General features: G+C 47.8%; 11 protein-coding genes. 9 read left to right on the top strand and 2 right to left on the bottom strand.

Annotated features, from left to right (window positions below):
- Nucleotides 1-7 precede the first annotated feature (7 nt).
- Together WBL83_RS01770 and WBL83_RS01765 are read left to right on the top strand one after the other, a co-directional pair.
- A complete protein-coding gene (locus WBL83_RS01770; RefSeq protein ID WP_424587524.1) occupies nt 8-1,348 on the top strand; it encodes a UDP-glucose dehydrogenase family protein in 1,341 nt (446 codons plus the stop codon).
- Between the two features lie 91 nt (nt 1,349-1,439).
- Nucleotides 1,440-2,450, top strand: a complete 1,011-nt coding sequence (locus WBL83_RS01765; RefSeq protein ID WP_424587523.1) for an NAD-dependent epimerase — start codon at nt 1,440-1,442, stop codon at nt 2,448-2,450.
- A gap of 153 nt (nt 2,451-2,603) precedes the next feature.
- Here WBL83_RS01765 and hns read toward each other — a convergent pair whose 3' ends face one another.
- A complete protein-coding gene (gene hns, locus WBL83_RS01760) occupies nt 2,604-3,014 on the bottom strand; it encodes a histone-like nucleoid-structuring protein H-NS (RefSeq protein WP_034494985.1) in 411 nt (136 codons plus the stop codon).
- A gap of 566 nt (nt 3,015-3,580) precedes the next feature.
- Here hns and tdk point away from each other — a divergent pair.
- Entirely contained in the window at nt 3,581-4,186 is a 606-nt protein-coding gene (tdk, locus tag WBL83_RS01755; RefSeq protein ID WP_424587522.1) for a thymidine kinase, read from the top strand.
- Nucleotides 4,187-4,308: 122 nt separating this feature from the next.
- Here tdk and adhE read toward each other — a convergent pair whose 3' ends face one another.
- Nucleotides 4,309-6,993 (bottom strand): bifunctional acetaldehyde-CoA/alcohol dehydrogenase, encoded by a 2,685-nt coding sequence (adhE, locus tag WBL83_RS01750; protein WP_424587521.1) that lies wholly within the window; start codon nt 6,991-6,993, stop codon nt 4,309-4,311.
- A 485-nt stretch (nt 6,994-7,478) separates the two neighbouring features.
- Here adhE and WBL83_RS01745 point away from each other — a divergent pair, with 485 nt between their 5' ends.
- The 6 genes from WBL83_RS01745 to oppF all read left to right on the top strand — a co-directional run bounded on the left by WBL83_RS01745 (nt 7,479) and on the right by oppF (nt 14,487).
- Nucleotides 7,479-8,126, top strand: a complete 648-nt coding sequence (locus tag WBL83_RS01745) for a YchE family NAAT transporter (protein WP_183271654.1) — start codon at nt 7,479-7,481, stop codon at nt 8,124-8,126.
- 760 nt (nt 8,127-8,886) lie between these two features.
- Entirely contained in the window at nt 8,887-10,521 is a 1,635-nt protein-coding gene (oppA, locus tag WBL83_RS01740) for an oligopeptide ABC transporter substrate-binding protein OppA (RefSeq protein ID WP_424587520.1), read from the top strand.
- A 96-nt stretch (nt 10,522-10,617) separates the two neighbouring features.
- Entirely contained in the window at nt 10,618-11,538 is a 921-nt protein-coding gene (gene oppB, locus WBL83_RS01735; protein ID WP_324116624.1) for an oligopeptide ABC transporter permease OppB, read from the top strand.
- A 14-nt stretch (nt 11,539-11,552) separates the two neighbouring features.
- Nucleotides 11,553-12,461: an oligopeptide ABC transporter permease OppC gene (gene oppC, locus WBL83_RS01730; protein WP_424587519.1), complete on the top strand. Its 909-nt coding sequence runs from the start codon at nt 11,553-11,555 to the stop codon at nt 12,459-12,461.
- An 11-nt stretch (nt 12,462-12,472) separates the two neighbouring features.
- Nucleotides 12,473-13,486 carry an ABC transporter ATP-binding protein gene (locus WBL83_RS01725; RefSeq protein ID WP_424587518.1) on the top strand — a complete coding sequence of 338 codons (1,014 nt, stop codon included), beginning with the start codon at nt 12,473-12,475 and terminating at the stop codon, nt 13,484-13,486.
- Complete coding sequence (gene oppF / locus WBL83_RS01720) at nt 13,483-14,487, top strand: murein tripeptide/oligopeptide ABC transporter ATP binding protein OppF (protein WP_183271649.1); 1,005 nt, start codon at nt 13,483-13,485, stop codon at nt 14,485-14,487. Before WBL83_RS01725 ends, oppF begins: the two co-directional genes overlap by 4 nt.
- Nucleotides 14,488-14,493: the final 6 nt, after the last annotated feature.

Genomic DNA, 14,493 nt, shown 5'->3' with positions numbered 1-14,493 from the left:
TAGAAAGATGAAAGTTACTGTATTTGGTATCGGCTATGTTGGACTTGTGCAGGCAGCAGTGCTTGCAGAAGTCGGTCACGATGTAATGTGCATAGATGTCGATGCGAAGAAAGTCGAAAATCTGAAAAACGGCGTGATCCCGATTTTTGAACCCGGCTTAACGCCGTTGGTGAAGAAAAACTATGAAGAAGGCCGTTTGCAATTCAGCACCGATGCTGAAATGGGCGTTCATCATGGTGAAATGCAATTTATTGCCGTCGGTACGCCACCTGATGAAGATGGTTCTGCTGACCTGAAATATGTCACCGCTGTGGCGCGTACCATCGCGCAACACATGACTTCCCATAAAGTTGTGCTCGATAAGTCTACTGTTCCAGTCGGAACGGCAGACAAAGTACGCAACGTGATGGAAGAAACGCTGAAAGCGCGCGGTGTGGATATTGCATTTGATGTGGTTTCCAACCCTGAATTCCTGAAAGAAGGAGCCGCAGTTTCTGACTGTATGCGTCCTGAGCGTATCGTTATCGGTACTGATAACGAAGACGTGGTCGATTTGTTGCGTGAACTGTACGAACCGTTCAATCGCAATCACGACCGTATGATCCTGATGGATATTCGTAGCGCCGAGTTGACCAAGTACGCCGCAAACTGCATGTTGGCGACAAAAATCAGCTTTATGAACGAAATCTCAAACCTGGCAGAACGCCTGGGTGCAGATATCGAGAAAGTGCGTATGGGTATCGGCTCTGACTCTCGCATCGGCTACAGCTTCATCTATCCTGGTTGCGGTTACGGTGGCTCCTGCTTCCCTAAAGACGTCCAGGCTCTGATTCGTACTGCTCAGCAGATTGGCTATACGCCACGTATTCTGCAAGCCGTAGAAGAGGTAAACCACGACCAGAAGTTAAAACTCCCTGAGTTTATTTCTCGTCACTTTGGTGAAGATCTGAAAGGCAAAACCTTCGCGCTGTGGGGGCTTTCTTTCAAACCCAACACCGACGATATGCGTGAAGCCTCAAGCCGCGTCCTGATGGAAGCGCTGTGGGAACGCGGTGCTCAGGTGCAGGCGTATGACCCGGAAGCTATGGATGAAACCCAGCGCATTTACGGACATCGTTCTGATTTGAAACTGATGGGTACGAAAGAAGCAGCACTGCAAGATGCAGATGCTCTGGTTATTTGTACCGAGTGGCAAAGTTTCCGTGCTCCTGATTTCGACTCAATTAAGAAATCATTAAAGCAACCGGTTATCTTTGATGGCCGTAACTTGTATGATCCTGAGAGATTAAGCAAACGCGGCTTTGTTTATTATGCAATCGGCCGCGGAGCGTCCATCAATATTGCATAAGATATCCTAAATAATTCAGGTTGCATCGCGGTGAGCTCATACAGCCACCAAAGATGCAACTTGAAGAATGCAGGGTATAAATGAGGGTTATATGAAATATTTGGTTACCGGCAGTGCAGGTTTTATTGGATTCCATGTTAGCGAGCGTCTGCTCAATGCGGGACACCAGGTTATCGGTATCGATAACCTGAACGACTATTATGACGTCAATCTTAAGCAAGCACGTCTTGATCTCCTCGCGCCTCACGCTTCATTCCGTTTCGAACAAATTGACCTCGCCGATCGTAATGCTATGGCAGATTTATTTGCCACAGAGAAATTTGATCGTGTGATTCATCTTGCAGCGCAAGCAGGTGTTCGTTATTCAATCGATAACCCTCTGGCTTACGCGGATTCAAACCTGGTCGGGCATTTAAATGTGCTTGAAGGTTGCCGCCATAATAAAGTAGGGCATCTGTTATATGCTTCTTCAAGCTCAGTATATGGCCTGAATCGAAAACTTCCGTTCTCAACGGATGATAGCGTCGATCATCCAATTTCTTTATATGCGGCAACTAAAAAAGCTAACGAGTTGATGTCACATACCTACTCGCACTTATATGGTCTGCCGACCACGGGTTTGCGTTTCTTTACCGTTTATGGCCCGTGGGGTCGCCCGGATATGGCTTTATTTAAATTTACCCGTGCGATTGTCGAAGGGAAGAGTATTGATGTTTACAATCACGGACAAATGCGTCGTGATTTTACTTATATCGATGATATTGCCGAAGCGATTGTGCGTTTACAGGATGTCATTCCACAACCTGATGCACAATGGTCTGTAGAAGAAGGAACGCCAGCGACCAGCTCCGCGCCTTACCGTGTATATAACATCGGTAATAGCAGTCCGGTGGCGTTGATGGACTATATTACTGCACTGGAAACCTCACTGGGCAAAGTTGCGCAGAAGAACATGCTTCCTATGCAGCCTGGTGACGTACTGGAGACCAGCGCCGATACGCAGGCCTTGTATGACGTTATCGGCTTCAAGCCACAGACATCGGTACAAGAGGGCGTACAGCGCTTTGTAGACTGGTATAAAGCCTTCTATAAAGTCAGCTGATACCTGAAACGTGATAAGCCCGTAAAATGAAAAAGGAAGCCTGAGCTTCCTTTTTTTGTCGCTGTCGTTTATCGGCAGGATTTAAAATTCCATAGTGCAGATAATAAAAATCCCGCCGAAGCGGGATTTAATAAGCAGCACTAAAAGCGAAAATTAGGCAATCAGGAAATCTTCCAGTTTCTTGCCTTGTTCTTCCATTGCTTTTTTGATTACTGCTGGAGTACGGCCCTGGCCAGTCCAGGTTTTGCTTTCGCCGTTTTCGTCGATGTACTGATATTTAGCTGGGCGTGCAGCGCGTTTTGCTTTGCCTGCAGATTTAACAGCAGCCATGCTATTCAGTAATTCATTTGGGTCAATGCCGTCAGCAATCAGCATTTCACGGTATTGTTGCAGTTTACGAGTACGCTCTTCAATTTCTGCTGCAGCAGCATTATCTTCTTCGCGACGTTCGTTAACTACAACTTCTAATTTCTCCAGCATTTCTTCCAGCGTTTCCAGAGTACATTCTCTAGCTTGAGCACGAAGGGTGCGGATGTTGTTCAGAATTTTAAGTGCTTCGCTCATTTTAGTAATCTCAATCTTATATTGATGGTTGGCTTGATGGGCTAATAATAGAGGCTTAAATTAAGTTCTGCAATAGCCGGTAATGTAAGGAATTCAAAATTACATAATATTTTGTCGATTTATTAAAGTGCATTAACTTAAATTTTGTCCTGCATAGCGAGTCAATCGCGAGTAAACAAAACCTCGATAACTCACTTTTTCGACAACAACCCTGAGAGTAGCAGGGGTTGTTGAGCGCTAAATTGAGGCATAAAAGCATTAATGGTGAAATATCAACCTTTGGTATTATTGTCTGCCACTGTGGATATTCTTAATAGTTAATTATTATTAGGGTTTCAATGAGTTCCACCAAATAGCAAAGAAAACTCTTAAAGCTCCGTAAGTTATGCGCAGCGTGACGAACGTCAAACATCTGAAAGCTTTCATCCATTCTGCTCTATGACTTATATATCCGACGAACTATACAGAATTTTTTCCGGGCACCGTCGGGTTACGGCAACTCTGTAACGGCTTATGATATAATCCATGTTAATAATATTTACATTTTAACTCAGGCTAGCTGACCAATGGCACAACTCTACTTTTACTATTCCGCAATGAACGCGGGTAAATCCACGGCATTACTGCAATCCTCATACAACTATCAAGAACGCGGAATGCGCACGCTGGTGTATACCGCAGAAATTGACAATCGATTTGGTTCTGGAAAGGTGAGTTCGCGTATTGGGTTGTCGTCGCCTGCCAAGCTGTTCAATGGTTCCACTCAATTATTCAATGAAATACGCGATGAGCATCAACGTGATGCCGTGCATTGTGTCCTGGTGGATGAATGTCAATTCTTGTCCCGCGACCAGGTGCTGGCGTTATCAGACGTGGTAGACGAATTAGATATTCCCGTATTGTGTTATGGATTACGCACTGATTTTCAGGGTGAATTATTTGGGGGCAGCCAGTATTTATTGGCATGGTCAGATAAGCTCGTGGAATTAAAAACAATCTGTTTCTGTGGGCGTAAAGCGAGCATGGTGCTGCGACTTGACCAGGAAGGCCGTCCATATAACCAGGGTGAACAGGTGGTTATAGGTGGCAACGAACGATATGTCTCGGTTTGTCGCAAGCATTACAAAGAAGCATTGCAAAATGGCTCTCTACAGGGCATTCAGAGCGCATAAAAATTGAAAGAGAGGCAAGGAGAAGCCTTTGTCTCTTTTGGCCGTGTAATGGCTTGCAGCGCGAATTTGAAAAATAGACATAAAAAAACCCGCCGAAGCGGGTTTTTTCTTAGCCTTTACAATTAAGCGGTTTTCTTCGCTTTCTTGTCAGCTTTAACGACTGGAGCAACTTCTTTATTTGATGCTGGCACGCTGCCTTCTTCTACGTAATCACGACCGTAGAAGGTATCCATCAGAATCTGTTTCAGTTCAGAGATCAGTGGGTAACGTGGGTTAGCACCGGTACACTGGTCATCGAACGCATCTTCAGACAGTTTATCAACGTGAGCCAGGAAGTCAGCTTCCTGAACGCCTGCTTCGCGGATGGACTTAGGAATACCCAGTTCAGCCTTGATGCTTTCCAGCCATGCCAGCAGTTTCTCGATCTTAGCAGCAGTACGGTCGCCCGGTGCGCTCAGACCCAGGTGGTCTGCGATTTCAGCATAACGACGACGCGCTTGTGGGCGGTCATACTGGCTGAATGCAGTCTGCTTGGTTGGGTTGTCATTCGCGTTATAGCGGATAACGTTGGAGATCAACAGGGCGTTCGCCAGACCGTGAGGAATGTGGAACTGTGAACCCAGTTTGTGAGCCATTGAGTGACACACACCCAGGAAGGCGTTCGCAAACGCGATACCCGCGATGGTCGCAGCGTTGTGTACACGCTCACGAGCCACTGGGTTTTTAGAACCTTCATGGTAAGACGCTGGCAGGTTTTCTTTCAGCAGTTTCAGCGCTTGCAGAGCCTGACCGTCAGAGAACTCGCTCGCCAGTACGGAAACGTAAGCTTCCAGGGAGTGAGTCACTGCATCCAGACCACCGAATGCACACAGGGACTTAGGCATATCCATCACCAGGTTGGCATCAACAATCGCCATATCTGGAGTCAGAGCGTAGTCAGCCAGTGGGTATTTCTGGCCAGTTGCATCATCAGTTACAACTGCAAACGGAGTCACTTCAGAACCCGTACCGGAAGTGGTGGTAACCGCGATCATTTTCGCTTTTACGCCCATTTTCGGGAACTTGTAGATACGCTTACGGATGTCCATGAAGCGCAGTGCCAGTTCTTCGAAGTGAGTTTCTGGGTGCTCGTACATCACCCACATGATTTTCGCAGCATCCATTGGGGAACCGCCGCCCAACGCGATGATCACGTCTGGTTTGAAGGAGTTCGCCAGTTCTGCACCTTTACGTACTACGGACAGAGTTGGATCAGCTTCTACTTCGAAGAAGACTTCAGTTTCAACGCCAGCCGCTTTCAGAACAGAAGTGATCTGGTCTGCATAGCCGTTGTTGAACAGGAAGCGGTCGGTAACGATCATCGCACGTTTGTGACCATCAGTAATCACTTCGTCCAGCGCGATAGGCAGTGAGCCGCGGCGGAAGTAGATAGATTTCGGAAGTTTATGCCACAACATGTTCTCAGCTCGCTTAGCAACGGTTTTCTTGTTGATCAGGTGCTTAGGACCCACGTTCTCAGAGATGGAGTTACCACCCCATGAACCACAACCCAGAGTCAGGGAAGGCGCGAGTTTGAAGTTGTACAGGTCACCGATACCACCCTGAGAAGCAGGGGTGTTGATCAGGATACGTGCAGTTTTCATTTTGTCGCCGAAGTGCTTAACGCGCTCTGGCTGGTTGTCCTGGTCGGTGTACAGGCAAGAGGTATGACCGATACCGCCCATCTCAACCAGTTTCTCAGCTTTAACGACTGCATCTTCGAAGCTTGTAGCACGGTACATAGCCAGAGTTGGAGACAGTTTTTCGTGAGCGAATGGCTCAGATTCGTCAACAACGCTCACTTCACCAATCAGAATCTTGGTGTCAGCCGGTACAGTGAAGCCTGCCAGTTCAGCAATTTTGGTTGCTGGCTGACCAACGATAGCTGCGTTCAGTGCGCCATTTTTCAGGATGATGTCCTGAACAGCTTTCAGCTCTGAGCCCTGCAGCATGTAGCCGCCGTGGGATGCAAAACGATCACGTACTGCATTGTATGCAGAATCAACAACGATAACTGATTGCTCGGAAGCACAGATTACGCCGTTATCGAAGGTTTTGGACATCAGGATAGAAGCAACAACACGTTTGATGTCAGCAGTTTCGTCAACAACAACTGGGGTGTTACCTGCGCCTACGCCGATTGCTGGTTTACCGGAGCTGTATGCCGCTTTAACCATGCCTGGGCCACCTGTTGCCAGAATCATGTTGATATCTGGGTGGTGCATCAGGGCGTTAGACAGTTCTACAGATGGCTGGTCAATCCAACCGATCAGATCTTTAGGTGCACCAGCAGCGATAGCAGCTTGCAGAACGATGTCTGCGGCTTTGTTAGTCGCGTCTTTTGCACGTGGGTGTGGAGAGAAGATGATCGCGTTACGCGTCTTCAGGCTGATCAGAGACTTAAAGATCGCAGTAGAAGTCGGGTTAGTGGTCGGCACGATACCGCAGATGATACCGATTGGCTCAGCGATAGTGATAGTACCGAAGGTCTGGTCTTCGTCCAGAACACCACAGGTTTTCTCATCTTTATAAGCGTTGTAGATATACTCTGAAGCAAAGTGGTTTTTGATCACTTTATCTTCAACGATACCCATGCCTGATTCGGCAACGGCTAGTTTCGCGAGGGGGATTCGAGCATCAGCAGCAGCCAGAGCGGCGGCGCGGAAGATTTTATCAACTTGCTCTTGAGTAAAGTTGGCATATTCACGCTGGGCTTTCTTGACGCGCTCTACAAGTGCGTTAAGTTCAGCGACATTAGTTACAGCCATAATGCTCTCCTGATAATGTTAAACTCTTTTAGTAAATGAGCTGCTCGAGATGACAGTACAGTATAGTCAGCGGGCAACAGCTTGCGTAGAAGAGGGGCCACGACTATTCCAAAAACTTCCCAAAACATCTTGCTGATTTACTAAAAGAGCCTTATCGAAAAAACCTATTCATGGTCTGAATCATACGCTCTTCAGATGTATCCAAGAGTACTCACTTCTGAGTAGGTTTTTTGTGATTTACATCACATTATCTCAAGGCTGACTCCATTCAGCATGCCAGATTCAGGTTATTGATAAGTCTTTAAAATTTTTGTCACAGCAAAGATAAAACAAACTACCATATTTCCAACAAGTGGGTAACATTATTGTTTAATATCGCATTTGCTTATAAAAGTAGTTATCTATGCTGCGAAAGGGCATAGCGCCAGCAGTGGTTTTCCATTACATTACCGCGGCCTTTGCTACGTTCATTTGCGGAGTTTTTAGTGGCTCAATCCTTATTTGATTTGCCAACTTATTTTAAGTTCTTTATTGGATTATTCGCGCTGGTAAACCCGGTCGGGATCATCCCTGTTTTTATCAGCATGACCAGCTATCAAACGGCGATAGCGAGGAACAAAACCAATCTAACAGCCAACCTTTCAGTCGCCATTATTTTGTGGACGTCATTGTTCCTGGGCGACGGCATTCTACAGCTATTCGGTATATCAATAGATTCCTTCCGTATTGCCGGCGGTATCCTGGTCGTCACCATCGCGATGTCGATGATCAGCGGTAAGCTCGGGGAAGATAAACAGAACAAACAAGAAAAATCAGAGAGTGCTATCCGCGAAAGCGTTGGCGTCGTCCCGTTGGCTCTTCCATTAATGGCCGGTCCGGGTGCAATCAGTTCGACTATCGTCTGGGGCACGCGTTACCATTCATGGAATTATTTAATCGGTTTTACCATTGCCATTGCCCTGTTTGCTTTTTGCTGTTGGCTGGTTTTTCGCCTGGCGCCGTTCCTGGTACGCCTGCTTGGGCAAACCGGCATTAACGTTATTACCCGTATCATGGGGCTGCTGTTGATGGCTCTGGGCATTGAATTTATTGTGACCGGCCTGAAAACGATCTTCCCAGGACTATTAAGTTAGTTCTGCTGAAACTGATATATGAAAAAGCAGAATAACGATTCTGCTTTTTTTTTGTTAAAACCCCACCAGTTTGTTTGAAGCATAAGCATTTCTATTCTGTTCATAAGAAAATCATTCATAAGAAAATGCTTTGGAAACCGTATATTAGCGGCAGGCATTTTTTTCGGCTGTACATAAAAGTCACAATCAAATCGTTATTTAACTCACACTACACAATGACACTTGCTGAGGCTTTATTGAGATGATATTAGTTATTCAAGCTGTCTTGCAGTTGAATGTGCTAAAAAACAACCAATTGTTAAGTTTTCGTGAATAATAGGGTTGTGTGCTCATGCAGAAAGATAAGCAACCCATTTCATACCGCTATTTCTTTTATTTTTAGAGAGTTATCTCGACTAACTGTGCTGGTGTAGTATCTTCCCGGACCACTTAGTGAAGAGATAAAAGAGAAATGGTTAACAAATTTGCAAATTGTATTGGCGGGAGTTAGGTGCTTTTGATACTTTCCGGACAACACAATTATCTGAAAAATGTTTCATTTACAGATGACTCATCAAAATCAACCTGAGAACAGGGTGGGTTGATTAAGAATCGACGGATCAGGGTGCCACAAAGAGCATCCCCAAAATAAAGTCGGTGATAGCAGGTAACACAAAATAAATCCTGGCAGTCGCATAACGCTCTTGCGCTGTTAAGGAACCCCAAAGGGGAAGAGGCTGACTTTCGGGTCGGTAATTATAATGAGTGGAGTATCAACACAATGTCCATCATCACAAAAAAAAGTCTGGTAGCAGCAAGTATTTTAACCGCGCTAATTGTAGGCAATGTGGCCATGGCGGCCGAAGTTCCTGCAGGTGTTCAACTGTCAGAAAAGCAAACGTTGATTCGTAATAACGGTGCTGAACCACAGTCCCTTGATCCAAACAAAATTGAAGGTGTGCCAGAGTCAAACGTTAGCCGTGACCTGTTCGAAGGCCTGCTAATTACCTCTCCAAAAGATGGTCACCCAATTGCTGGTGTTGCAGAATCATGGGATAACAAAGATTTTAAAGTCTGGACCTTCCATCTGCGTAAAGATGCGAAATGGTCTAACGGCGAGCCGGTAACGGCACAAGATTTCGTTTATAGCTGGCAGCGTCTGGTTGATCCTAATACCGCGTCCCCATATGCAAGCTATCCGCAATATGGTCATATCGTAAACGTTGATGAAATCATCGACGGCAAAAAGAAACCAAGTGAACTGGGCGTAAAAGCTATTGACGACCATACCCTGGAAGTCACTCTGAGCGAGCCTGTTCCTTACTTCTACAAACTGCTGGTTAACCCGGCGATGTCCCCGGTAAATAAAACCGCCATTGAGAAGTTTGGTGAGAAGTGGACCCAGCCTGCGAACATCGTTTCTAACGGCGCATATAAACTGAAAGACTGGGTTGTTAACGAACGTATCGTGATGGAGCGTAATACCAACTATTGGGACAACGCGAAAACTGTCATTGATCAGATTACCTATCTGCCAATCTCTTCTGAAGTGACCGACGTAAACCGCTACCGCAGCGGCGAAATCGACATGACGTATAACAACCTGCCGATCGAACTGTTCCAGAAGCTGAAGAAAGAGATCCCAGCTGAAGTTCACGTTGATCCGTACCTGTGTACTTACTACTACGAAATCAACAACCAGAAAGCTCCATTTGATGATGTGCGTGTTCGTACCGCGCTGAAACTGGGCCTGGATCGCGATATTATCGTCAACAAAGTTAAAGCGCAGGGCGATCTGCCAGCTTATGGCTACACGCCTCCTTATGCTGACGGCGCTAAACTGACTAAACCTGAGTGGTTCTCCTGGACTCAGGAAAAACGTAACGAAGAAGCTAAGAAACTGCTGGCTGAAGCGGGTTACACCAAAGACAAACCTTTGACCTTTGACCTGCTGTACAACACCTCTGACCTGCACAAAAAGCTGGCTATCGCTGCCGCTTCTATCTGGCAGAAAAACCTTGGTGTGAACGTGAAGTTGGTGAACCAGGAATGGAAAACCTTCCTCGATACCCGTCACCAGGGTAACTACAATGTGGCGCGTGCTGGCTGGTGTGCTGACTATAACGAACCTACTTCGTTCCTGAACACCATGCTGTCTGACAGCTCAATGAATACCGCGCATTATAAGAGCCCGGCATTTGACGCCATCATGGCTGAATCGCTGAAAGCGACTGATGACGCACAGCGCAGTGCTGCGTACGATAAAGCTGAACAACAGCTGGGCAAAGACTCTGCTATCGTTCCGGTTTATTACTACGTGAATGCTCGTCTGGTGAAACCATGGGTTGGCGGTTATACCGGTAAAGACCCGATGGACAATATCTATACTAAAGATATGTATATCATCAAACATTAATGGCAATTCGTGGGGCAAACACTGAACCTTCAGATTGTTTGCCCCATCGTGTCTTATTTTATCGCACTCTAAAGGCACAGCCAGAAGGTACGGGCAATGTTGAAATTTATTCTGCGTCGTTGTCTGGAAGCAATTCCGACACTCTTTATTCTTATAACAATTTCATTCTTCATGATGCGTCTTGCGCCGGGTAGTCCATTTACCAGCGAACGTGCACTTCCGCCTGAAGTCATGGCGAACATTGAAGCTAAATATCATTTAAACGATCCGATCACGACACAGTACTTCAGTTATCTGAAGCAACTGGCTCACGGTGATTTTGGCCCGTCATTTAAATATAAAGATTATTCAGTAAATGATCTGGTGGCCTCAAGCTTCCCAGTCTCTGCAAAATTAGGTGCCGCCGCATTTATCTTCGCCGTGGTGTTAGGCGTGTTAGCCGGCGTCATCGCTGCACTGAATCAAAATACCAAATGGGATTACGCCGTAATGGGGATCGCCATGACCGGGGTGGTTATCCCCAGTTTCGTGGTCGCCCCGTTACTGGTTCTGATATTTGCTATCACACTTAAATGGTTACCGGGTGGGGGCTGGAACGGCGGGGCGATTCAATACATGATCCTGCCAATGGTTGCACTTTCATTAGCTTATATTGCGAGCATTGCACGTATAACTCGTGGCTCGATGATTGAAGTGCTGCACTCTAACTTTATCCGTACTGCTCGCGCCAAAGGGTTGCCGATGCGTCGCATTATTTTGCGCCACGCGTTGAAACCCGCTCTGTTACCTGTGCTGTCTTATTTAGGCCCGGCTTTTGTCGGTATCATCACAGGCTCGATGGTTATTGAAACCATTTACGGATTACCGGGTATTGGCCAGCTGTTCGTAAACGGAGCGTTGAACCGTGACTATTCACTGGTTCTGAGCCTCACCATTCTGGTAGGCGCGCTGACTATTCTCTTTAACGCGATTGTTGACGTGCTGTACGCCGTTATCGATCCGAAAATCCGTTACTGACACTGGAGTTCGCCATGATGTTGAGTAAGAAAAACAGCGAGGCGCTGGAAAACTTCAGTGAAAAACTTGAAGTAGAAGGCCGTAGCCTTTGGCAAGATGCGCGTCGCCGTTTTATGCATAACCGCGCTGCGGTGGCCAGTCTGATTGTTCTGGCATTCATTGCACTGTTCGTGACTTTTGCGCCGATGTTGTCGCAGTTTAGTTACTTTGATACCGACTGGGGAATGATGTCTGCTGCACCTGACACGGTCTCCGGGCACTACTTTGGCACCGACTCCTCTGGTCGTGATCTATTAGTTCGCGTGGCAATCGGCGGGCGAATTTCTCTGATGGTCGGTGTGGCTGCAGCGCTGGTTGCTGTGGTTGTCGGCACATTATACGGCTCGCTTGCGGGTTATCTGGGCGGTAAAACCGACTCAGTCATGATGCGTCTGTTGGAGATCCTCAACTCCTTCCCGTTTATGTTCTTCGTTATTTTGCTGGTGACCTTCTTCGGGCAAAACATCCTGCTTATCTTTGTGGCAATCGGGATGGTGTCCTGGTTGGATATGGCGCGTATCGTTCGTGGCCAGACCCTGAGCCTCAAGCGTAAAGAGTTCATCGAAGCAGCCCAGGTTGGTGGGGTTTCCACGGCGAATATTGTCGTGCGTCACATCGTGCCAAACGTTCTGGGGGTGGTTGTGGTTTACGCCTCACTGCTGGTACCGAGCATGATCTTGTTCGAATCCTTCCTGAGCTTCCTGGGTCTGGGTACGCAAGAGCCGTTAAGTAGCTGGGGCGCACTGCTGAGTGATGGTGCGAACTCGATGGAAGTTTCACCCTGGCTGCTGATGTTCCCGGCAGGCTTCCTCGTCGTGACCCTGTTCTGTTTCAACTTTATCGGCGATGGCTTGCGTGATGCCCTCGACCCGAAAGATCGTTAAGGAGTGCCGCGATGAGCACAATTGAAAATCCTGCGGTGGTTACTCCACTGAGCCAGACTTCTACGTTGTTAGACGTAAAAGATCTGCGCGTCACCTTTGGTACGCCAGACGGTGATGTTACTGCGGTAAACGATCTGAACTTCAGCCTGCGTGCCGGTGAAACACTGGGCATCGTAGGTGAATCCGGTTCCGGTAAATCGCAAACCGCCTTTGCCTTAATGGGTCTGCTGGCGGCGAATGGCCGTATCGGCGGGTCAGCAAAATTCAACGGTAAAGAGATCCTGAATCTGCCTGAGAGCCAACTCAACCGCCTGCGTGCGGAGCAGATTTCAATGATTTTCCAGGATCCGATGACTTCGCTTAACCCCTATATGCGTGTCGGCGAGCAGTTGATGGAAGTGCTGATGCTGCACAAAAAATTGGGCAAAGCAGAGGCGTTTGAAGAATCTGTTCGCATGCTTGATGCAGTAAAAATGCCTGAAGCTCGCAAGCGTATGCGTATGTTCCCCCATGAGTTTTCTGGTGGTATGCGTCAGCGCGTCATGATTGCGATGGCACTGTTATGTCGTCCAAAACTGCTGATTGCGGATGAACCGACCACCGCGTTAGACGTGACCGTTCAGGCGCAAATCATGACGCTGCTTAATGAGCTCAAACGTGAGTTCAATACGGCGATTATCATGATCACCCACGATCTGGGCGTGGTTGCCGGGATCTGCGACAAGGTGCTGGTGATGTATGCGGGTCGTACCATGGAGTATGGCCAGGCGCGTGACGTGTTCTACAACCCGGTTCATCCTTACTCCATCGGCTTGCTCAATGCTGTTCCACGACTGGATGCTGAAGGCGAATCATTGCTGACCATTCCGGGCAACCCGCCGAACCTGCTGCGTCTGCCAAAAGGTTGTCCGTTCCAGCCGCGTTGCCCGCATGCGATGGAAATCTGCAACACGGCTCCGCCGCTGGAGCGATTTGGTGAAGGCCGCTTACGCGCCTGCTTTAAGCCAGTGGAGGAGTTGGTATGAACGCCGTGACCCAAGAGAAAAAAGTCCTGCTGGAAATTGCCGACCTCAAAGTGCACTTTGATATCAAAGACGGCAAGCAGTGGTTCTGGCAACCGTCCAAAACGCTGAAAGCCGTTGATGGTGTGACGCTGCGTTTATACGAAGGCGAAACGCTGGGTGTGGTAGGGGAATCAGGTTGCGGCAAATCGACCTTTGCCCGTGCCATTATCGGCCTGGTCAAAGCAACCGAAGGCCGTGTGGCGTGGTTGGGTAAAGATCTGCTGGGGATGAATCAGGACGAGTGGCGTAATGTGCGTAGCGACATCCAGATGATTTTCCAGGATCCGCTGGCCTCATTAAACCCGCGTATGAATATCGGCGATATTATTGCAGAGCCACTGCGTACCTATCATCCGAAAATGCCGCGTCAGGAAGTTCGTGACCGCGTAAAAGCAATGATGATGAAAGTGGGCCTGCTGCCAAACCTCATCAACCGTTACCCGCACGAGTTTTCAGGTGGGCAATGTCAGCGTATCGGTATTGCGCGCGCCCTGATCCTTGAGCCAAAACTGATTATCTGTGACGAACCGGTTTCTGCACTCGACGTGTCAATTCAGGCGCAGGTCGTTAACCTGCTGCAAAAACTGCAACGTGAGATGGGGCTGTCGCTTATCTTCATCGCCCACGATCTGGCTGTGGTAAAACACATTTCAGACCGCGTGCTGGTGATGTATCTGGGGCATGCAGTTGAACTGGGCACCTACGATGAGGTGTACCATAATCCGCTGCACCCTTATACCAAAGCGTTGATGTCTGCGGTGCCAATTCCCGACCCGGATTTGGAAAGAAACAAAACGATACAACTTCTTGAAGGGGAGTTGCCATCGCCTATCAACCCGCCATCAGGCTGTGTTTTCCGCACCCGCTGCCCAATTGCTGGGCCGGAATGTGCGATAACTCGCCCGGTGCTGGAGGGCAGCTTCAAGCATGCCGTTTCCTGTCTTAAGGTAGACCCGCTATAATCTCGC

Source organism: Buttiauxella sp. (genome assembly GCF_049686335.1).
Lineage (GTDB): Bacteria > Pseudomonadota > Gammaproteobacteria > Enterobacterales > Enterobacteriaceae > Buttiauxella.
Note: the sequence above shows the minus strand (reverse complement) of the source record. Positions and strands in the feature narration are given on the sequence as shown.

Excerpts from the sequence above, each read along its gene's own strand:
- WBL83_RS01770 (WP_424587524.1), top strand. The coding sequence starts at position 8 with ATGAAAGTTACTGTATTTGGTATCGGCTATGTTGGACTTGTGCAGGCA.
- WBL83_RS01765 (WP_424587523.1), top strand. The coding sequence starts at position 1,440 with ATGAAATATTTGGTTACCGGCAGTGCAGGTTTTATTGGATTCCATGTT.
- hns (WP_034494985.1), bottom strand. The coding sequence starts at position 3,014 with ATGAGCGAAGCACTTAAAATTCTGAACAACATCCGCACCCTTCGTGCT.
- tdk (WP_424587522.1), top strand. The coding sequence starts at position 3,581 with ATGGCACAACTCTACTTTTACTATTCCGCAATGAACGCGGGTAAATCC.
- adhE (WP_424587521.1), bottom strand. The coding sequence starts at position 6,993 with ATGGCTGTAACTAATGTCGCTGAACTTAACGCACTTGTAGAGCGCGTC.
- oppA (WP_424587520.1), top strand. The coding sequence starts at position 8,887 with ATGTCCATCATCACAAAAAAAAGTCTGGTAGCAGCAAGTATTTTAACC.
- oppB (WP_324116624.1), top strand. The coding sequence starts at position 10,618 with ATGTTGAAATTTATTCTGCGTCGTTGTCTGGAAGCAATTCCGACACTC.
- oppC (WP_424587519.1), top strand. The coding sequence starts at position 11,553 with ATGATGTTGAGTAAGAAAAACAGCGAGGCGCTGGAAAACTTCAGTGAA.
- WBL83_RS01725 (WP_424587518.1), top strand. The coding sequence starts at position 12,473 with ATGAGCACAATTGAAAATCCTGCGGTGGTTACTCCACTGAGCCAGACT.
- oppF (WP_183271649.1), top strand. The coding sequence starts at position 13,483 with ATGAACGCCGTGACCCAAGAGAAAAAAGTCCTGCTGGAAATTGCCGAC.